This is a genomic window from Thalassoglobus neptunius (assembly GCF_007859735.1).
Lineage (GTDB): Bacteria > Planctomycetota > Planctomycetia > Planctomycetales > Planctomycetaceae > Thalassoglobus > Thalassoglobus neptunius.
This window is the reverse complement of record NZ_SIHI01000040.1, coordinates 1-19668: the sequence shown is the minus strand read 5'-3', so window position 1 is coordinate 19668 and position 19668 is coordinate 1. Positions and strand designations below refer to the sequence as shown.

15 protein-coding genes are annotated in these 19668 nt (G+C 52.3%); 7 read left to right on the top strand and 8 right to left on the bottom strand.

Annotation, left to right across the window (positions count from 1 at the left end; genetic code table 11):
- The first annotated feature begins 122 nt into the window (after positions 1-122).
- A complete protein-coding gene (locus KOR42_RS22240) occupies positions 123-746 on the top strand; it encodes a PIN domain-containing protein (protein ID WP_146512037.1) in 624 nt (207 codons plus the stop codon).
- Positions 747-848: 102 nt separating this feature from the next.
- On the opposite strand, the gene KOR42_RS22235 is transcribed toward KOR42_RS22240, so the two are convergent.
- Complete coding sequence (locus KOR42_RS22235; protein ID WP_146512036.1) at positions 849-1562, bottom strand: hypothetical protein; 714 nt, start codon at positions 1560-1562, stop codon at positions 849-851.
- Between the two features lie 116 nt (positions 1563-1678).
- Between KOR42_RS22235 and KOR42_RS22230 the strand changes: the two genes are divergently transcribed.
- Positions 1679-2512, top strand: a complete 834-nt coding sequence (locus tag KOR42_RS22230; protein WP_146512035.1) for an ion transporter — start codon at positions 1679-1681, stop codon at positions 2510-2512.
- Positions 2513-2578: 66 nt separating this feature from the next.
- Here KOR42_RS22230 and KOR42_RS22225 read toward each other — a convergent pair whose 3' ends face one another.
- Positions 2579-4675, bottom strand: coding sequence for a prolyl oligopeptidase family serine peptidase (locus KOR42_RS22225; RefSeq protein ID WP_146512034.1), 2097 nt, complete (start codon positions 4673-4675; stop codon positions 2579-2581).
- 298 nt (positions 4676-4973) lie between these two features.
- Here KOR42_RS22225 and KOR42_RS22220 point away from each other — a divergent pair, with 298 nt between their 5' ends.
- Positions 4974-6212 carry a methyltransferase domain-containing protein gene (locus tag KOR42_RS22220; RefSeq protein ID WP_197441453.1) on the top strand — a complete coding sequence of 413 codons (1239 nt, stop codon included), beginning with the start codon at positions 4974-4976 and terminating at the stop codon, positions 6210-6212.
- A gap of 218 nt (positions 6213-6430) precedes the next feature.
- Positions 6431-7069 (top strand): hypothetical protein, encoded by a 639-nt coding sequence (locus tag KOR42_RS22215; RefSeq protein ID WP_146512033.1) that lies wholly within the window; start codon positions 6431-6433, stop codon positions 7067-7069.
- Positions 7070-7249: 180 nt separating this feature from the next.
- Here KOR42_RS22215 and KOR42_RS22210 read toward each other — a convergent pair whose 3' ends face one another.
- The gene (locus KOR42_RS22210) at positions 7250-10999 is read right to left on the bottom strand and encodes a tripeptidyl peptidase II (protein WP_197441452.1); all 3750 of its coding nucleotides are present in this window, start codon (positions 10997-10999) and stop codon (positions 7250-7252) included.
- A 269-nt stretch (positions 11000-11268) separates the two neighbouring features.
- On the opposite strand from KOR42_RS22210, the gene KOR42_RS22205 reads away from it, so the two are divergent.
- The 3 genes from KOR42_RS22205 (at position 11269) to KOR42_RS22195 (ending at position 14740) form a co-directional block, all read left to right on the top strand.
- On the top strand, positions 11269-12711 hold the full coding sequence (locus KOR42_RS22205; protein ID WP_146512031.1) for a phospholipase D-like domain-containing protein: 1443 nt from the start codon (positions 11269-11271) through the stop codon (positions 12709-12711).
- 269 nt (positions 12712-12980) lie between these two features.
- A complete protein-coding gene (locus KOR42_RS22200) occupies positions 12981-14285 on the top strand; it encodes a Gfo/Idh/MocA family protein (protein WP_146512030.1) in 1305 nt (434 codons plus the stop codon).
- 80 nt (positions 14286-14365) lie between these two features.
- A complete protein-coding gene (locus KOR42_RS22195) occupies positions 14366-14740 on the top strand; it encodes a BP74-related protein (RefSeq protein WP_146512029.1) in 375 nt (124 codons plus the stop codon).
- A gap of 107 nt (positions 14741-14847) precedes the next feature.
- Here the strand turns inward: KOR42_RS22195 and KOR42_RS22190 are convergent, their stop codons facing one another.
- The 5 genes from KOR42_RS22190 to KOR42_RS27505 form a co-directional block, all read right to left on the bottom strand.
- Positions 14848-15435 carry a carboxypeptidase-like regulatory domain-containing protein gene (locus KOR42_RS22190; RefSeq protein ID WP_146512028.1) on the bottom strand — a complete coding sequence of 196 codons (588 nt, stop codon included), beginning with the start codon at positions 15433-15435 and terminating at the stop codon, positions 14848-14850.
- Positions 15436-15632: 197 nt separating this feature from the next.
- Positions 15633-16643, bottom strand: a complete 1011-nt coding sequence (locus KOR42_RS22185; protein ID WP_146512027.1) for a DUF1559 domain-containing protein — start codon at positions 16641-16643, stop codon at positions 15633-15635.
- 429 nt (positions 16644-17072) lie between these two features.
- Positions 17073-17909: a phosphoenolpyruvate hydrolase family protein gene (locus tag KOR42_RS22180; RefSeq protein ID WP_146512026.1), complete on the bottom strand. Its 837-nt coding sequence runs from the start codon at positions 17907-17909 to the stop codon at positions 17073-17075.
- Positions 17910-17969: 60 nt separating this feature from the next.
- Complete coding sequence (locus KOR42_RS22175) at positions 17970-19244, bottom strand: Tm-1-like ATP-binding domain-containing protein (protein ID WP_197441451.1); 1275 nt, start codon at positions 19242-19244, stop codon at positions 17970-17972.
- Positions 19245-19358: 114 nt separating this feature from the next.
- Positions 19359-19668, bottom strand: a 310-nt coding sequence (locus KOR42_RS27505) for a hypothetical protein (RefSeq protein WP_231741075.1), incomplete at its 5' end; no start/stop codon positions are given.

The following is a 19668-nucleotide window of genomic DNA, read 5'->3' as shown; positions in this document are numbered from 1 at the left end:
ATTCGTGAGCGAATTAAAGGCGCTCTTCAATCCTCTGTGCAGCGTGGGGTATCATTAACCGTTGCATGTGTTGGTCAGCACGTGTTCGATTTCGTTGGGCGGACCAGTTGTGAGGAGTGGCTTTGTCTGAAGAGAAGTGCGAAGCGAATTCGACGGAAACGCTTCACTACGTGTTGATTGACTTCGAAAACACTCAGCCGAATAGTTTGGAGATTCTCAGGAAGGGCAATTTCCGAGTGATTGTTTTCGTCGGGGCGACACAAAAGAAAATCTCCATCGAGTTCGTGCAAGCGATGCAAGAGTTCGGTGATGACGGGAAATACATCACCATCTCCGGTGCAGGGACAAATGCCCTCGATTTCCATATCGCTTATTACATCGGGGAACTGGCGAGTAAGCATCCTCAAGCGTACTTCCATATCATCTCCCACGACACGGGATTTGATCCCCTTGTTGAGCATCTTCAGAGTCGAAATATCCGAGTGGCACGGCGACAGGAACTTTCCGCAGTTCGCTCACTGAAGCTTTCAGTCGGTCTGACGAACAAGGAGAAGATCGACGCGATCGTCAAGAACCTCAAGGGACGCAAGCAAGGACGACCTCGCAGAGTCCGGACGTTAGCGAATACGATCAACTCGCTGTTCGCAGAAGATCTTTCCGGGCCACAACTCGATAGCTTGATTGCCGAACTGCGAAGACAAAAAGTTATCAAAGAGGTCGACGGAAAGATTTCCTACAATCTGTAGAGGGTTGCCACTGTCTCTTTGTAATCGCTTTGACCAGTCAATTCCGAGCCAGAGTAGAAGGATGTCTATCATTCGACCTGGAGATCTTATTGAACTCGTCAATTACAGTTGGTCGTTCGATATCGAAGCGGGTGGCTCTTGCAGAGAATGTTCTTTGAGAAACTTTGGCCAGTCATCAGCAATTCGTTGATTCTCAGCTTCGTTGCGAGTTCGTCGACGATGCAGAGTCACGAGATACGCGACGATTAAGAGTCCGAAAAAACTCGCTCCGAACAGCTGTTCTGCCTTCCAGTAGGAAATCGCTTCGAGCGGCCAGAGTCTGCTCTCTCCGACGACGAATCCTCCCGTCCAGGCGACAACTCCGTAGAGAACAAAGGCCCAGAAATAGAAGTCGTTCTGGCTTCGAATGTACTTATCAGGTGGTGTGGGCTCCAGAAAATCGATCTTCCCCTGATGGGTCAGAGTGAACGCCCGAAACCGCTTCTCCCAATCCGATAAGTCGTTGAGCTGCAGATACCAGCCAATCACGTGAATCAGCCTGCGAAGGATCAATGTCCACTCGTAAAGAAACGCGAGTAAGCCGAGCCAGCAGGCAGTGGCTGTAAACAGCGCGAAGAAACCAATTGTGGATTCCGTCAGACCCGCAAGGCCTGGACCCACCCATGCCGACAACCCTGCCCCAGCCAATGCGACTGTGGAAAGAAAAAACTGCTGACTGCGCAATTGGAGTGACTCAGCGTGCAGTTTTTGAGCGTCGATCTGGCCAATCGTCGTTGGTGCGGAGGGTGTGTGTTCTTCGGAAAGTTGCGTGCCCATTTCTCTGACCCGATCGATGTGAGGGGGATCTGAATTGAAAATGTCACTCCTCGAGGAGTGAGTGCTGCTGGGAAGCGATGATAGTCCTTCAGCCTGAGATCGACTAGACTTGCGAAATGGAACCTAACACAAGAGCGCCGTGGCGCGAGAAGCTACATACCATTATTTTCGAAGCAGATACTCGAGCTGGGCAATGGTTCGATATTGGGCTGCTCGTGGCGATTCTGCTCAGCGTCGGAGCAATTTGCCTGGAGACTGTGCCCTCCATTGAAAAAGAGTATGGACCGACGTTGGTGCTCATCGAGTGGGTCTGCACGATTCTCTTTACGATTGAGTATGTACTGCGCCTCGTCTCGGTGCGTCGGCCGTGGAAATATGCTTTGAGCTTCTACGGAATCATCGATCTCATTTCGTTTCTTCCGTCGTATATTGCTCCCTGGTTTGGAAGCGCAAAGTCGTTCGCGGTTGTGCGTGCGTTTCGGTTGCTTCGTGTTTTCCGAATTATGAAGCTGTTCCACATGACCCGAGAATCGGAGGTACTGGCCACTGCTGTGTGGAGGGCTCGTTCGAAGATTGTGGTTTTTCTGACAGTCGTGCTCATTACCGTGACGATCGCCGGAACGGCAATGTATGAAGTCGAGCGAATCGGAAGTGCCGAAGTGACTTCGCAGTTCACGTCAATCCCGCAGTCAATTTACTGGGCTGTGGTGACGATGACGACTGTCGGCTATGGCGATGTCGTGCCTAAAACAGCACTCGGAAAACTGGTCTCAGCTCTTGTGATTTTGATTGGTTACAGCTTGATCATTGTTCCGACAGGATTTGTCTCTGCGGAGCTGGTCGATGCCAAACGGACGCAGAACGTGTCGAACCAGACCTGCCCCTATTGCATGGCAGAAGGGCACCTCAAGGATGCCACTTACTGCCGACGCTGTGGAAAGCCGCTCTAAGTGTGATCGCAAGATCTGGGGACCATTGCGATTCGAAGTTGAAGAGACTCCGGCGGTGTGCTCGTTTTACTCAGAACTCTTGGATTTCAGTTCCGGCTGAAAGTTCAAAGTTTTGACGAGAAACGCCCAGTGGTCTGCGATTTCTTCAATCACCTTGGACGTTGGTTTTCCGGCTCCATGCCCCGCCTTTGTTTCGATGCGAATCAGGATTGGATTGTCGCACGCCTGAGCATTTTGTAAGGCGGCAGCGAACTTGAAGCTGTGACCCGGGACCACTCGATCATCGGTGTCCGCCGTTGAGACCATTGTCGGGGGATAACAGGTTCCTTCTTTGATGTTGTGATAAGGGGAATAGGCATAGAGGCTGTGGAATTCTTCTTCGTTGTCTGACGAACCGTAGTCGTCGACCCAATATCGTCCCGCTGTGAATTTGTGGAAGCGGAGCATGTCCATCACTCCGACTGCCGGCAGACAGGCTCCAAAGAGTTCAGGACGCTGAGTCATGCAAGCCCCGACGAGCAGCCCGCCGTTGCTTCCTCCCTGAATGGCGAGTCGTTTGGTCTTGGTGTACTTCTGATCGATCAACCATTCCGCAGCTGAAATGAAATCGTCGAAGACGTTCTGCTTCGAGAGCTTCGTCCCCGCTTTATGCCATTCCTCCCCGTACTCTCCCCCGCCCCGCAAGTTGGCGACGGCATAGACTCCGCCCATTTCCATCCAGGCGAGTCGACTGATTGAGAATGAAGGAGTCAGCGGAATATTGAATCCGCCGTATCCATAAAGCAGCGTGGGATTCTCACCGTCGAGTTTGAGTCCACGTTTGTGCGAAATAAACATGGGGACTCTTGTGCCATCTTTGCTTTCGTAGAAGACCTGTTTGACTTCGTAGTCTTCCGGATTGAAGTCGACTTTTGCCTGCCGGATCTGTTCGCTGACTCCGGTGATCATGTCGTACTTGTAGATCGTCGGCGGAAACGTGAAGCTCGAGAAAGAGTAGTAAGTCTCGGTGTCGGAACTCTTCCCACTGAAACCGTAGGCAGAACCGATGGCGGGAAACTCAACGCTTCGGAGTTTGTCTCCCGATTTCCGATGGATATCGACTTGAGTCTTTGCATCTTTCAGCGATTCAACCACGAACAGATTGGCGACAAGCGTGACATCGCGAATCGCTTCAGCTTGCTCGGGAATCACTTCCCGAACTTGAACTTCCGGTTCTTCTCCGCCTCCTTCAATCTGACGCGAAGCTTCGTTGATATCGATCGCGATCACTCGACCGAGAGGAGCATCGAGGTCCGTTTTGAAATAAAAGGTTGTTCCGTCGTTGCCGATGAAGCTGTATTCGTTGTCGAAATTTCGAATCAGCGGAACAGCCATGGCCAAAGGATTCGAAAGATCTTTGTAGAAGATCCGGTAGCGGTCATCTGTTCCGACATGAACAGTGATGATGAGGTAACGTCCATCTTCGGTGACTGATGTGGAGTAACCCCATTCCGGTTGATCGGGACGATGAAAAATCAACAGGTCGTCGTCCTGAGAATCACCAACTCGATGGTAGTAGATGGCTTGATTGACATTCAGATTCTGAAACTCTGCCCCATCTTCCGGAGGGGGAAATCTTCCGTAGAAGAATCCTTCCCCGTCGGGAGTCCAGCTTGGGGTGTTGAACTTGATCCAGGACAGTTCGTCATTGAGGACGCGTCCCGATTCAATCTCCATGATCTTCCACGTTCGCCAGTCCGAACCGGCGTCCTGAATTCCGTACGCGAGGTAACGTCCGTCGTCGCTGTATGACGTTCCGCCCAGAGCGACGGTGCCATCTTGGGACCATTCGTTGGGATCGATCAGAACGCGGGGCTCTGCGTCGTCGGGACCTTGCACATATAAGACGTATTGGTTTTGCAGACCATCGTTCTTGTAGAAGTAGAGTCGGCCACCTGCTTTGAACGGCGTCCCGAATTTTTCATAGTCCCACAATTCGGTCAATCGGGCGTTGATCTCGCTTCGTTCCGGAATCGTTTTCAGAAAATCCTGGGTGTATTCGTTTTCAACTTTCACCCATTCGGCTACGTCGTCGCTTTCCCGGACATCGTCTTCGAGCCAGCGATAAGGATCGTGGACTCGAACTCCAAAGTATTCGTCAAAGTGTTCAATGCGTTTACTCATGGGGACCTGCGCGGGAACGACCGAATCGAAAGTCAGTGAGAGGCTCACTGTGAGAAGAAGGATGACGTGTCGAAGCATGATCATTGCTGCCGATCATTCAAGTGATGGACGAGTGAGTGAGTGCATGAACTGTACGACGTTTGGTCGCGCTCGTCGACTGTTCGAACTGAGTTCATTCAATCGCATCCAAGGGCGCTCAAATGTGATTCACTTCACTGAGCGGAATCTTGCCACTCCGATACAGTTCGGTTCAAATGACTGGTATCTCATCCCGAAATTCTGTCAATGGAGAATTGTTATGGCTGGAAATGGAACCACTGCACCGGAAACGACAGAACCGGCGGGCTCACTGGAGCGAACACGAGAGGACGCACGGTCTGGCACTGAGATGAATGTCGACCTTGCTGTTCGTGATCGATACTCGGCGGCGGCGCAAGAGGCTGAAGCAGCATTGTGCTGTCCGGTCGATTACGACCCGCAGTATCTGAAAATCATCCCCGACGAAATCATTGAGCGTGACTATGGATGTGGTGATCCGTCGCGCTGGGTGAAAGAGGGCGAGACGGTGTTGGACCTCGGTTCCGGCGGAGGAAAGATCTGCTACATCGCCGCCCAGATTGTGAAAGAGTCGGGGCGAGTGATTGGTGTCGACTGCAATGACACCATGCTCGACCTTGCGCGTCGTCATCAGCCTGGAATCAGCAAGACGCTGGGATACGACGTCGTGGATTTCCGCAAAGGGAGAATTCAGGATCTGCAGTTGAACCTTGAGCGGCTGGATGAGTACTTGAAAAACAATCCGGTCGATTCGGTCGATGATTGGCAGAAACTTCAGGAGCATCAGGATCACCTGAGAAAAACCGAACCGCTGATCGAGTCGGACTCGGTCGATGTTGTCGTTTCGAATTGCGTGTTGAATCTCGTCCGCGAAGAAGATCGCAGGCAGCTGTTCTCGGAACTCTTCCGTGTTCTCAAGCGAGGAGGACGAGCAGTGATCAGCGATATTGTCAGTGACGAAACAATTCCGGAGAGCCTTCGCAACGACCCGAATTTGTGGAGTGGATGTATCAGCGGAGCATTTCGGGAAGATCTGTTTCTGGACGCATTTACCGACGCCGGATTTTATGGAGTCGAGATCATGGCCCGGCAGTCGGAGCCGTGGGCAATTATCGATGGTTATGAGTTTCGCAGCTTGACTGTTCAAGCATTCAAAGGAAAAGAAGGGCCATGTCTGGATCACAAACAAGCTGTCATTTACAAGGGACCCTGGAAGACTGTGACAGACGATGATGGTCACAAACTTGTTCGTGGTCAGAGAATGGCGGTTTGCAAGAAAACCTTCGATCTCTATTCGAAGGCACCTTACGCCGAACAGATCATTCCGATTGAGCCCAGCGAACCGGTTTCGTCTGACAAGGCGCAACCTTTCAATTGCCATGGAACTCCAATTCGGTCTCCGAAAGAAACGAAGTCGGGACAACCCGTTCTGAACTTGCTGCCCTCTGAATCAGAGTGCGGGTCCGAGGGATGCTGCTGAAAAACATCAATTCGATGATGCCAAAAGTAATGCAATTCAGCTGCTTTCGCACAGCAGTTATTGTTCCCAGTCTGGCGAGTTGTTGAACAATTTGAGAAGGAAATATTCAGAAACAAAAAGTTGTAGAAATTAGGACTGCGTGTCCGGTTTTTTGGTGGATTCGGTTTGGTTTCGGTCGTAGATGTTGTGCGGGCCGTGACTGAAGAAAGCGAATCCGAATGAGTCAGATCGAACCTGTTCCGCCATCAAGGTTGTTGCGCGGGGTTTTTAGCTTTGCCAATGCGCGATTCCAGTCTTCGCAAGCAGCTGGGGCGCGACAGAGCCGGAGCCGTTCCGGGGTAACTCTGCCCGAACTGGTAATCGTAGCGGGGGCGTTTTTGGTCGGGCTGGGAACGGCAGCGTATGCCTGGACTCAGTGGGGAATGATCTGGGGGATTGCCGGATTTCCTGCGGGGTTTGTCGGGGGCCTGGTCATCCTGATGATTTCGATGTCGCTGTTTGGTTTGGTTTTCAGCGTCATCAATGGCCTCTTGGTTTCTGGAATTCCACCGATTCCCCCGTGTCGAAACGGATGCTGCACAAGCCGCCGACTGGGAGACTTCGGCGATTTCATCGCAATTCGAAACTCTGCGGTGATCGTCGATCTGTCGTCGTATGAAGAACCGACACGCGTCTTGTTTCGGTGTCGGTGTGGGGACCTCTATCAGCGAGACTGGACAGACGGGACGATGTATTCCGTCGACGAGTTTACCCGCGAGGAAACTCTCTATCGGAAATGGAAACCGTTTCGCGGATGGCTCGCTCCCGAGGAAGAAGAGCCATCATTAAGTCCGAAATCGAATCCGAAGCGTGCGTAGAATCTTGAGTGGTTCCCAACGCGCTGCCTCATCAGACTCAGGCAAGCAGCAGAAAGAAGCATTGCCGATTGCTGACTGTTCCGACTGCAGTTCATCGTACGTACTGCACAATAAATGCATCTGCAAACGGAAGTGCAGCTGTAAACAGGGATGAAGCTGCGAAACAGGGATTGAGATGTTCTAAAAGGGAACCTTGGTTTCGGGGAAGTATCGCCACATCCAATGTTGTTCGATGTCTTGCAGATCATCCCAGCCAAGTAACTCGTACAGATCTCGACGCTTCTTGTAGTGAAAATAGACGGGTTGGCCGTTTCCGAAATTCTTGTTGAGAACTTTCAAGGCTTGACCATAGTTTTCGTGACGGCGATCGTATCGGATTTGAAGCAGGAAGTAATCCTTTGAGGCCGGATCAACCCAGCTTGAGAGGAGTTCAAAGTTGGCATCGAAATCCTTCTCGTATTGCTCCGGGTCCTTAATCGGATGGTCTTCGATTACGTCGGGGAGTTCCATGTATGCGAGTGCCCTGCCCTTACGATAAATCGCGTCGATTAAATGCTTGCGGGCTGTCTCCCATTTCTTCTTTGTTTCTTTCTCTTTCGAAGTTTCTTGCGGCCGTCGGCGATCGAAATACTTTCGAATCTTGTTTTGAGGAATGTGATCGATGACCTGATCAGCAAGTTCGACAACAGTTCCGAGATGCTTCTTCCGATCGTCGTCATCCGCCAGATGAAGCCGCACGACATGAACGTCAAGATCCTCTTCATCGAGCGCGAGGACTCGTTTCGTCAGCCGTTGAATTTGTTCTTGATCATCTTCCCACGACAGAGTGCCGAGCTTGGCGAGTAGAAAATCAATTTCATCGGTTGGAACGGTTTGCTTCGGCGATTTCGAAGAAGCGGGTTGTGCTCCATCAGAATAGAAATACTCAATCGAAACAGTGTTCGGATCTCCGGACTGAAGGGTGAGTTGTCCTCTCAGGCGATCTCCCGGTTGCAGACCCTTAGGAAGTTTGTCTTTCGGTGGAGGGGCGATCGAGTAGTCTTCACGCATCTGTTCGAAGAGCTCAATGGAATTGACATCACTTTGCTTCCACGGAGCTGCGGCGACAGCCCGCGAAGAGAAAATCGACGGCCGGACAGAACCAATCGGGCGCGTGACCGTCAGCAGTGAATCATCCATTTCTTTCAGATGATCTCGATCAGTATGTCTGAGTTCAATTTGAACAAGATAGTCCCCTTCTGGAAGCGAAACACTTTCCGGGAAGACGTCGTCGGCATGCACCAGTTGATTGTGTGCATCGAAAACAAACAGCCTGTACGACGGAAACGGGGATTCATAGAGCAGATCGTCGAGACGGGAGAGCGCGAACGTCACTTGATCCTTCTTCTCAAGTTTGAAGGAGTAGTCGCAGATGAGTTGCCAGGTCGGTTCATCATTCCAGGTGGTGTTTCGTTCATCAGACAACAACTTGAGCAGCGATTTCTGCGGAGCGAGAAATCGGTCCCAGCGATTCAAGACCGCACTCGGACTGACCCGCTCATGTCCCAGTTGCGAGATGACGCGTACCGGAACGGAATTCCCGTTGGAAGCGAGGGAAACCGTTTCCGAAGTCGTCGAAAGCCCGGAATACGTCACTTCCAATTCAAGCTCGGATTGTCCGAGGCTTGACCAGTATTGAGCTGTGCAAATCTCAAGAACTCGATCTGTCGGCAAAGAGATTTCTCTTGAAAACTCTTCCCCGACTCCAAGCGAGACGACCAGTTTGGACTCCGCAGCTTCGAAGGATTCCACCGGACTCGTTTGAACGCAATGCAGGTAAAAGACACCTTCTCCAACCCCGCTGAGACGCTTCACTCGCAGTTTGTAGCTGCGGCTTCCAGCAGGAGGATTCAGAAAGATGCGCTGAATTGAACCCGACGTCGTTTCAAACGTTGTTCGAAAGACCTGTTCTGAAGTCGGTTCCGGAACGATCACAACGACGGGAATTTCGAACAGACTCTCGTTTCCAACTTGAGAATCGGGCTGACCTTGAATTTTGGCAATGTGCAAACCGGGAGCGAGTTCTCGCGAATCGACCGTCGCACTGAATCGTGCTCCGCCATGAGTGAGAAGCAATTGGCTTCCCACTGTCACCCAGTCGGCATCGCTCGTAAGTCGGATCGGAACTTCGTAGTTAAGTTTCGCGGAATTGGGGGTTTCAACTGGGAAGTCGGGTTCGACCTGAATTGAAACGTCCACCCGTCGACCGACCTCTCCAGCTTCGCGAAGGTAAATTCCCCGTGCTCCACTTCGTGATGAAATGGAAACGGTCACGGGAGTGAGAAAACTCGTGGATGAACTGTTGGCGACGTGATGGTCGAAAGCATGATCGATCTGGATCAGACCGGGGCCTTGCGCCAGCGGATCGATTTCTGTTTGAATTTCGGAAGTGGCTTGAAGACTTCGAAGCAGGGAAGTCGATGAGTAGCTGAGTTCCCGAGCTTTCAATCCGGAGATCATTAAAGCGATGTTGCCGCAAGCATTTGGTGCAGCCATCGAGGTTCCGTTCATTCGCATACTCGGTTGAAGCGAATACTGCGAAACCGGGGCGATGGCAGCTCCGGGAGCAAAGAGATCAACTCCCCAATCCCCATCTGTAGTTGGTCCGCGAGATGTCCAGGTAAACGGAAGTCCCGGAAGATCTTCCTGCAATGCGTATTCTTCTCGCCCCATTGCTGGAGAGACGTACGCCCCCACTCCAATCGGAAAACTGGACGTTCCGCCAGGCGCTCCGACGGTCGATAATGCGGGTCCGCTATTTCCTGCACTTGCGACGAAAACGATGTTTCGATTCTTCACAAAACGATTGATCGAATCGATCAATGCACCTCGATTCGGAGTGGAGGACGGTTCACCGTAACTCATGTTGACGAGGTCGCAATTCAATTCAGCCGTTCGAGCAAGGCCACGCATGAGTGCGACGCCTGTTTCCATCCCGTCGAGGCGTGTGTCTCCAATTTTCACGGACACGAATTGAACCCCCGGGGCCAAGCCGTTTCGAGCTGGATTGCTTGGGTAATTGGCTCCAACGATTCCCGCGACATGTGTCCCATGATTTCCGCAAACAGTCACGATCGAGAGAAGCTTCCCCTCGTCGTAAATGTTAACACTAAAATTTAACTCCGCTCCGCCACCGAATGTGCCGAACTGATGTTCGATCCGATAATCCGCCATCGGCGTTTCGTCGGCCAGATCGCCATCTTCGTCGAGGTCAATGACGGCGCGCCAGTGATCTCCGTCGTGAAAGGTCACACAGTCCAGAATTGGGCCCGGTGATTTGAATCGTTTGATGGCTTCTCGAAGTGCTTCCAGTCGCGCTGATGCCTCTTTGCGGGCGTCTTCCCCATTCGCTGTTTTCTCACTTTCGATCAGCTGAATTTCGCGAGGTCGCTGCGACTCGATGAAATCTCTTTTCGCTTCTGCCTGTAAACGTCGGACAAGATCGTGCGGGTAGAGATCGAACGCTGGTTTCATTCCCACGAAGTATTTGCCAGTCGGATTATTCCAGTCAGAATCAATCGAAAGAGACCGACCGGTGAGGCTGGTGATTGTCCCGTCGCTTTCCAGCTTTGCGGACTTCATCGGAACGTCGCCGCTTCCGGTTCCATCGATCAGATCGATGATTTTCGGCGCTCCGGTAGAAGTCACTCTCAGGCCAGAAGCTCCGGGGTCGATTCCCTGATCGAAGATGGCCACAATCACTCCGCGGCCGTCGTATTCCGGGTTGGCCGATAGGAAACGAGTCGCCCCGGTTTCTTCTTTCGGGAGCAACGCCACATTCGAGAATTTCTCACCTTCGGCGAGGTGAGATGCTTGCTCAGCGGCCCCGAGGAAAGAGAGGTTGCACAAGACGACGAACGCCACGCAGTGGACAACCAACAGTTGTCTCATGATGATACTGTCCGGGGTTCGATGATGAACGTGTGGATAAGAACGCTCGATCGAGTCAATGGAAAACATGAGTGACATCTCCTGGAAAGTCTTTCTTTCGGCAGTTCAAATGAACCTGCGAAAGGAACTTGCCAAGCCAGAATGTTTGAACTGAAAACGAAGGAGACAAGACCGCTCGCGTGAGGTGCGATCTTGTTTCTCAACGCGTTTCGTGAAAAGCACACAGCCGCCTACTCTACTTCCTACCTTACCTTGAAGACATCCGTCGAATGCTCGAATTCTTTTCTCATTATTGGCCCATCATTTTCGGTCTTTTCGAACGATGCTTTGCAATCGGAACGAGTCTGCATGCATTGCTGCAGAAGCGAGAGACACGTGCCGTGCTCGGTTGGGTCGGGCTAATCTGGTTATCCCCGTTGGTCGGGTCGTTGCTTTACTGCTGCTTTGGTGTGAATCGAATTGAACGCAAAGGAGAGCGGATTCTCGATCAAATTGATGCTCAGGGAAAATACACGTTAAAGCGGGCTGTGCGTGCTTGGGAAACACGTTATCAGCGGACGGATACCAATGTCGAGTTGGAGGAAATCGGCAAATGGATCACGCGACGCGAATTGACACCTGCGAACGATGTGACTCCGTTAGTTGGTGGAAAAGCTGCCTACGATTCGATGCTCACAGCGATCGACGAGGCTCAACATTCGATCAGTTTGTGCTCCTACATCTTCGACAACGATTCGTCCGGAAGAATGTTTGCCGAAGCACTGGCGAACGCCACACAACGCGGAGTGGATGTTCGAGTTCTCATCGATGACGTCGGAACTCGATACTCAAAGCCAACGATCCTGGCAGAGTTTCAGCGACTCGGATTGAACGCAGCGACGTTTCTTCCCACGAGTACACCTGCGCTGGTGTTCTATGCGAACCTCCGGAATCACCGGAAAATTCTGGTCGTCGATGGAGAAATTGGCTTCACGGGCGGGATGAATATTCGCGAGGGGAATCTCAATCTGCCGCGATGCAAGCATCCGATTCAGGATGTGCATTTCCGATTCGAAGGACCTGTGGTCGAACACTTTCTCGAAGTCTTTCTGGCCGATTGGGCTTTTGTGACCGGAGAGCACCCAGACCCGGAGAAGCTGTTTGGAGATCCTCAACTTAACGGAACAACATGGGCCCGCGGAATCCCTGATGGTCCGGATGCAGACCTCGACAATATCCGCATGGTGATCTTGGGAGCGATTGCGTCCGCGAATGAACGGATCGACATCGTCACACCCTATTTCTTGCCCGACGAATCGCTGATTAACTCGCTCAATGTGGCAGCGATGCGGGGCGTTCGCGTCAGAGTGCTGATTCCTGAAGAGTGTAATATCCGGTTGGTCCAGTGGGCTGCTTCGGATCCCATTTCCCGAATCTTGCCCTACCACTGCGAAGTGATCCGTACCCCGGCTCCGTTCGATCACTCGAAGATCATGCTTGTCGACAACGAATGGACATTGATTGGCTCCAGCAACTGGGATCCTCGAAGCTTGCGACTCAACTTCGAATTCAACGTCGAATGTTACGGAACCCAACTGAATTCTGAGATGAGCAAACTCGTCGAGGAGAAGGTCCGGTCAGGTCGCAGGATGTCTCTGGAGGAACTGCAGACTCGCAATTTTGCCATTCGAATTCGTGACGGAATCGCCCGGCTCGCGACACCATATTTGTAGCACTCCCGTAGTCGATTATGAGCCGAGTCTCGTTCTCCACTTCCGGTGTCGGGGAGTGGTGAGTTGAACGCATCAACAACATTTGCTCTTTTGATCCTCCTCGCCTACTCTGGAGAGGAAAGAATTGAATCCAACGGATTGAGTGCTCAAGCGGATTGGCTGATCCGTCAACATCCCTTTGGGGAATGTTGTCTGCCGCGAGTCCCTTTCCGAAGCGACAAGAGTCCCACAACAACGAATCGACGAAACTCAATTAGGGGATTGTGACGATGACCGACTCCACGAATACCACCCGGCGAGATTTTCTCTGCACAGCGGCAATGGGAGCGATTGCGACATCGGCAGCTTCGATTGTTCCTGCTTCCGCGTTGGGATTGGAAGGGACCGTTGCTCCGAGTGAAAAGATCTCTCTCGGTGTGATCGGAATCGGTCCGCGATGCACCTACGATCTGAAGGCGATGTTGCAGCTTCCCGACATCCGATGCGTGGCGATTGCAGATGTTCAGAAGAGTCGACGCGATCAAGGAAAACAACTCGTTGATGGTGCCTACGGAGACAGCAGTTGCAAACTCTACAGCGACTTTCGTGAACTGCTCGACCGAAAGGACATCGACGCAGTACTGATTGCGACCGGTGACCGCTGGCACGCGCCGGCGTCGATGCTTGCCGCTCAAGCGGGGAAAGACGTTTACAGTGAAAAGCCGTGCGGAATCACTATCGAATTGTGTCAACAACTCGCGGACACCATTGATGCTGAAGGTCGTGTCTTTCAGGCGGGGACGCAGCGAAGAAGCGTGACCAATTTCGCCAAAGCGGTTGAAATGGTCCACACTGGCAAGCTTGGGGAACTCCATACCATGCATGCCTCGGTTTACATCCCGGTTCTGGAGAACAGCTGGCTGCCTCCGGAAGCTACTCCCGATCCAAAGGTTTGCGACTGGAACATGTGGCTGGGACCTGCCGCGTGGCGGCCCTTCAATCAGAAGTACGTCGACGGTCGCTGGCGTGGGCAATGGGATTTCGATTCAGGGGCTCGCCTGCTCGATTGGGGAGCACATACCGTCGACTTGTGTCAATGGGCCAACAAAGCCGACGACACAATGCCCATCGAGTTTGCCCCGGAAGAAGACAAAATCGTTTGCCGCTACCAGAACGGAGTCAAGCTGATCATCGACTTCCTGGCAGAGCCGTTTGGTAATCGCGATCTGCATTACATCACTCGGCTGGGAACCTGCCCGGTTCGATTTATCGGATCAGAAGGATGGGTCGAAACTGGCGACAACGGAGAAATCGTGACTGAGCCCAAGAGTCTCATGCAGGACGAGCAGTACGAACGAGTTCGCGGGCTGGATGTCGGGACCCATGCAAGGAATTTCTTCGACTGTATGCGGACTCGAGAACTGACTAACGCCAACCAGAATGTGATGCGAAAGTCACATATCGCCAGTCATGCAGCAGCCATCGCCTGGATTCTGGGACGCAAGCTGACAATTGATCCCGCGACGGAAGAGTTTATTGACGATCCGGAAGCGAACCTGCTCCGATCACGACCTGCCCGCGAGTGGGCCGTCTGATCAGTGTTGAAGTTCGGTCCTGATACGATGACTCAGTCATCAACAGTTTGATTTGATACTTTGATTTAGGGGCCTGAAGAATGTCGACAACTGACACTGCGTATTTCCGATTCACTGATACAGACGGCCAACCTCGGTTCGTCATTCAGCTGAATGATCCGGAAAAGATCAAACTCGCGCGTCGAATCCTGTCGGGAGAAGAAAGAGAGAAAGTCCACGTTCAAGGCACGATTGTAAAGTCCCCTGCCCCATACAATCCCGGGTGGAGTTATCACCTTGACCCTGAGACGATTGACTTTTTCGGGTATGCGATTGAAGTCTGCGATGCGGCGATTCAATACGTCGAAGACCATCTCGACGAAATCGGTGGGGCAACACTTCCGAACTCCCATTGGTGTCCATGGAGTTCCCGACTCGTGGATGAAGTGACTGCGACTGGGACCCCGGTGGGTTAACGAGACGTAAAAAAACCGGGAAGTCAAATGAGACTTCCCGGTGTCGGCAATCGAATTTGTTGTCTAACAAACAGTTCCGATCGTTCATCGAAAGGAACATCCGACGACTATGAAGGGCGTCGACGGGCTCCACCCACTCGGCGAGAGTTCTTCTGGGCATACTCGTCCAGATTGAAGTCGAAAGTGTTTTCTCCACTGGCCACTTCGAACTTCTTCTCAATCTTGATCACTTGAGGAGGGGCGGCCATAGGCGGTGGCGTTGGATTGCTGTCGTCTTCAGACGCCTCAACGCTTGGTGCACCGGCAGTGATCTGAACACGATGCGTTCCGATCACCGCTCCTTTGAAGTCATCGTAGTCGAGTTCGTAAGTCCCGTCTGACTTCGTAATTGCAGTCGATGTTCTTCCGTTGTCCGGGATGAACTCCACAATCGCCCCTGCGACGGGTTGTCCCTCTTTTGTCACTTGCCCCTTAACGACACCCAGGTCGATGCTGTTGCCACAACCCAATGAGAGCAGTGGAATGGCCAACAGGAGAGCACTGAGTGGTTTCTGTTGCCAGAAAGTCATTCGAATCACCTCTTGAAACTTGTCGGTAAGTAAATTGAAAACTTCGATTCGCATCACGTGGACCGGAAGACATTTGTGGTTGAAGAACATGTCAGTGTCGTTTCTGTGATTGAGAATCGAATCCATGAAATTCTCTGTAGTGTTCTCGCGAAGAGGTCGTCTTAAACTCGTCAATCAATGATCTGAGAAGCGACCTGATTCGCAGCTTATAGGAAATCTTTGAGAGCATTTTTTGATCTGGTTGGCACTCACTCGAACGAGAAAACTCAGCGTTTTGTCGGATGAAACATCGCAAGCGAGTGCACCGGAAAGAGCAACTTGCTCTAAAACTCGCTGATGACGGTTCGGTCGTTTCGGATGCTCAAAGCGAGCAGTGTGTCGAAGTCAATGTTCTCGGAGAGGAATCGAACTGATCCATCTGCGAGGGTGACTTGAACTCCGCCGGTGTGGTTGGATCGGAATCCAGTGTGGCCTCCATAAGGAATGTCGTGACCGTAGCCGGGACCGTTGTAGTTGATCTGGTAGCGAGGAACGGTGATGTTCAGCGACCATCCCAACCATGCGTGGTTGGCAGGACCTGCTCCCCAGAATCCACCGGCCCAGTTACTTGGACGTGCATCGACATCAGCTCCGTCTGAGTCACGAATGGTGTAGCTGGAGTGCTCGCCGATAGCGATTGTGTTTGTCGTTCCATCGAGGAACATCGCGATGCGGATCGGTTGAGTGTCACCGTTCATGTTGATGATCGCCCCGACCTGATGATCCCAACCGTATCCCGTCCAGACTCCACCAGAAGGAACGGTCGTCGTTTCGGGCTTCCAGTAACCTCCTGAAACTCCCGAGTAGTCCATGACTTGGTACCGGATGTCCTCAGGTGCATCGGGAAGTGCCTGCGTTTGTCCATTCGTCGTTTGTTGGCGAGTTGTTGGAAGATCGCTCGATGGGCAATTGAAGCTGGAGACACGAGTTTGCTGCATGATGTCCCAGTTGAGGTTCGCCCCGCTCTGCATCGTCCAGTCCGTCCCTTCCCAGATGATCTGGTTGTAAGCGGCAGCCTGATCGATGTACGGAAGGATCATCGTGACCCATGACGCATTTCTTTGATCGTCGGCGGTCATCACGATGTTTCCGGGAAGCATCGAGTACACATCATGATAGTTGTGGATCGCCAGACCTAGCTGTTTCATATTATTCTTGCATTGTGTCCGCCTGGCAGCTTCACGTGCCTGTTGAACTGCGGGAAGCAGTAGGGAGATGAGAATTGCAATGATCGCGATCACGACCAGCAATTCAATCAGGGTGAATCCGTTCCGTCTCGATTTTAGGGTCAACATTCTTAGCAACTTATTTCTCTATAACGACTGAGGGTTGAGCGCTTGTTCGGTGATCGTGTTTGAAAGCAAAGCGGATACCATTGAACTATGTCGATCAATCAATGTGATCGCCGAAGTTCAATCTCAGATGGAAATTCCCTAGCTGATTGCGCGCGTTCCCTGTTCTGGGCACAGAGAAAGGCCTATGGGAAGTGGTCTGCAAGCACGATGCGATCAGAGCGGACTGATGCCGGAGCGAAGTTGATGCAGTCAACGTCGGCACGGTTGCGCAGCAATGAAGCACAATCTCTCACCGAAGCGATAAGAAAACTCAACGATGGAAAATTCTCGAAGGCGCGTTCCTGCGTCCGATCGTTGAGACGGTGAGATCAGCGTTCACCATTTTGAGCAAGGGGCAATTGAGGCAAGATGTCGGGATCGATGCGACGGCTATTTGGTTTGATTCAACTTCAAGTCAACGAACTCCTGGACTTGGTCCCGAATGGCGGTTTCGGTCGGGAGACGTTCCATGGAACTGGCTCCGTAGAATCCGTGAATGTCGCAGTGTTCAAGCATGAACTTCGCGTCCTCCGGCATCGAGATTGGACCGCCATGGCAAAGCACAAGAATGTCGCTCCGAACACTGCGTCCCGCTTCTGCGATCTCATTCACCCGGCGAACACAGTCATCGAGGGAATTCGCGGTTTCAGCACCAATTGCTCCGCCGGTGGTTAATCCCATATGGGCGACCAGAATGTCGGCTCCTGCTTCGGCCATTCGCACCGCTTGCTTGGGATCGAAGACGTACGGAGTTGTCAGCAAATCGAGTTTGTGGGCTGCGGCGACACATTCGACCTCCAGATCATAGCCCATTCCAGTCTCTTCCAGATTGGCGCGAAAGGTCCCGTCGATCAGTCCGACCGTGGGGAAGTTTTGGATCCCGGAGAATCCGAGAGCAATGAGCTCCTTCAGAAAGTGATCACGCAGCATGAACGGATCGACGCCACACACTCCCGCGATGACCGGTGTTGATTTGACAGCCGTTAACACTTCCTTCGCCATGTCTTTGACGATTTCATTGGCGTTCCCAAACGGAAGGAGGCCGGACAACGATCCCCGCCCTGCCATGCGAAAACGTCCGGAGTTGTAGATCACGATCAGGTCGATCCCGCCCGCTTCTTCGCATTTGGCACTGATTCCGGTCCCCGCTCCGCCGCCGACGATCGGCTTTCCTTCGGAGAGTTTCGCATGAAAGTTGTTCAGGATGTCAGTTCGATTTTGTCGCATGTTTCCGGTCGTTCAGGAAAGGAAAAAGGATTTCAATAAGAGAGAGTCCGCACTGCAGTTCTACGAATTCTCGTCTTCTGAGAGTTCATTAAAGTGATGAAGAAGCGCTTCTGAAAACTCGGGCGCATTGATCTCAAACGGCAATCGAATGCACTGCCGCGTGTCAGTTGTCTGAAGATGTTCTTCGAGGGCATCGAAGAGAGCTCGATCCGCTTCCGGGTCGTAAAAGGGTTGCCCGGGAACGTCCAGAAGTGACAGACCACCTTCTGGGATCAGCAAACGTATCGGCGCCGTTGACTGATTCAGTTTTTCAGCAATCCAGCGTCCGATTTGTTTGCACTCATCGACATTCGTCCGCATCAACGTCACCTGAGCATTGTGGCAGTGCAACAAGCGGTTTCGGAACTGTGGAGGGACAGTTTCCCGGGCTCCGAAATTCACCATGTCCAAAGCCCCTAAGCTGAGCACATACGGAATGCGGCTTCTGAGAACGCGATCGAATCGCTCCGGACCGGCAGGAAAGACACCACCAACAATTTCGTCAGCGACTTCCGTCGTCGTGATGTCCATGACAGCTGTGAGAAACCCCGACTCCACAAGCTGCTCCATGGCTCGACCTCCGGTTCCCGTTGCGTGAAAGACGAGACACTCATTGTTGTCTGTTTCCAACTGCGTTCGAACCTGTGTCACACAGGGAGTGGTGACACCGAACATGGTGAGCCCCACTGTCTTTCGTGGCGGAACTCGATCAGAAGACTCTTTAGATGTGGTCGCTTCTGAGTCGGACAACACCATTCCGGCCATTGCGTCTGCTGCGTTGGTGAGAATTTTCTTCGACACAACATTCAAGCCAGCAATGTCGACCACCGAGTAGAGCATGAAGATGTCGGAGCAATCGACATATGGGGCCACATTGCCGCTGGCCACGGTCGAGACCAGGACTTTTGGCATTCCGATTGGAAGTGCACGGAGCGCTGGGGCGATGAGAGACGTCCCTCCGCTTCCTCCGATTCCAATCACTCCCTCAACTTTGCCAGCCTGTTGCTCCGCCAGCATGAACTCGCGCAGACAGACCGACATCTTCGCGATCGCTTCTCCACGGCCGCCTGACGTTGCCTCGTTCTGTGCCGTATGCGACTGTTTCGCAGCTGCTGCTTGAACTTGTTCTCGTGAGACATCTGCGTCAACGGTCGGCTCAGGTCCGGTCCCGACATCGACTGTCCGAACAACAACTCCGCGACTAAGTAGTCGGTCCGCCAGAAATTTCAGCTCGGCCCCTTTGGTGTCCATTGTTGCCAACAAGTACACGGCAGCAGATTCACGTTGACTGTTCACAGGGTAACACCTTCGTAACCATTGAATTCTCGACGTTCGGCCGGCCGCAGATCGACTCGCATCTTTCAGCAAGATCGGAACGGGACGCGGCGGACTCGCTCTGTTGCGACTCGATCATGGGCAAACGTGCGCGAGCAGAAATCGCAATTCAAGAATGTTACGGGAACAAAACTCTGGCCGCCAAGTCTCTGGAGATTTCTCGACAGATGTCTTATGGCTGGCTGAAAACTGACAGTGACCGTTGAAGTGAAGTCGATCGGCGACTTTCAAAGAGCGATCGTCGCCGGTGTTGGAATCTAGCAGCCCGTTGAACATTGCGGACTTCTGAGTAGCAGTCTGAGTTTTGGTTGGTTGCCATTGAGTGAGGTCGTGCTTGTTTTGAAGTGCCGGAAGTTGCTTTCGATGGCTCGGGAGAGACTTTGAA

Coding starts and splice junctions, on each gene's coding strand:
- KOR42_RS22235 (WP_146512036.1), bottom strand. CDS start 1,562: ATGGGCACGCAACTTTCCGAAGAACACACACCCTCCGCACCAACGACG.
- KOR42_RS22230 (WP_146512035.1), top strand. CDS start 1,679: ATGGAACCTAACACAAGAGCGCCGTGGCGCGAGAAGCTACATACCATT.
- KOR42_RS22225 (WP_146512034.1), bottom strand. CDS start 4,675: ATGAGTAAACGCATTGAACACTTTGACGAATACTTTGGAGTTCGAGTC.
- KOR42_RS22220 (WP_197441453.1), top strand. CDS start 4,974: ATGGCTGGAAATGGAACCACTGCACCGGAAACGACAGAACCGGCGGGC.
- KOR42_RS22215 (WP_146512033.1), top strand. CDS start 6,431: ATGAGTCAGATCGAACCTGTTCCGCCATCAAGGTTGTTGCGCGGGGTT.
- KOR42_RS22210 (WP_197441452.1), bottom strand. CDS start 10,999: ATGAGACAACTGTTGGTTGTCCACTGCGTGGCGTTCGTCGTCTTGTGC.
- KOR42_RS22205 (WP_146512031.1), top strand. CDS start 11,269: ATGCTCGAATTCTTTTCTCATTATTGGCCCATCATTTTCGGTCTTTTC.
- KOR42_RS22200 (WP_146512030.1), top strand. CDS start 12,981: ATGACCGACTCCACGAATACCACCCGGCGAGATTTTCTCTGCACAGCG.
- KOR42_RS22195 (WP_146512029.1), top strand. CDS start 14,366: ATGTCGACAACTGACACTGCGTATTTCCGATTCACTGATACAGACGGC.
- KOR42_RS22190 (WP_146512028.1), bottom strand. CDS start 15,435: ATGGATTCGATTCTCAATCACAGAAACGACACTGACATGTTCTTCAAC.
- KOR42_RS22185 (WP_146512027.1), bottom strand. CDS start 16,643: ATGTTGACCCTAAAATCGAGACGGAACGGATTCACCCTGATTGAATTG.
- KOR42_RS22180 (WP_146512026.1), bottom strand. CDS start 17,909: ATGCGACAAAATCGAACTGACATCCTGAACAACTTTCATGCGAAACTC.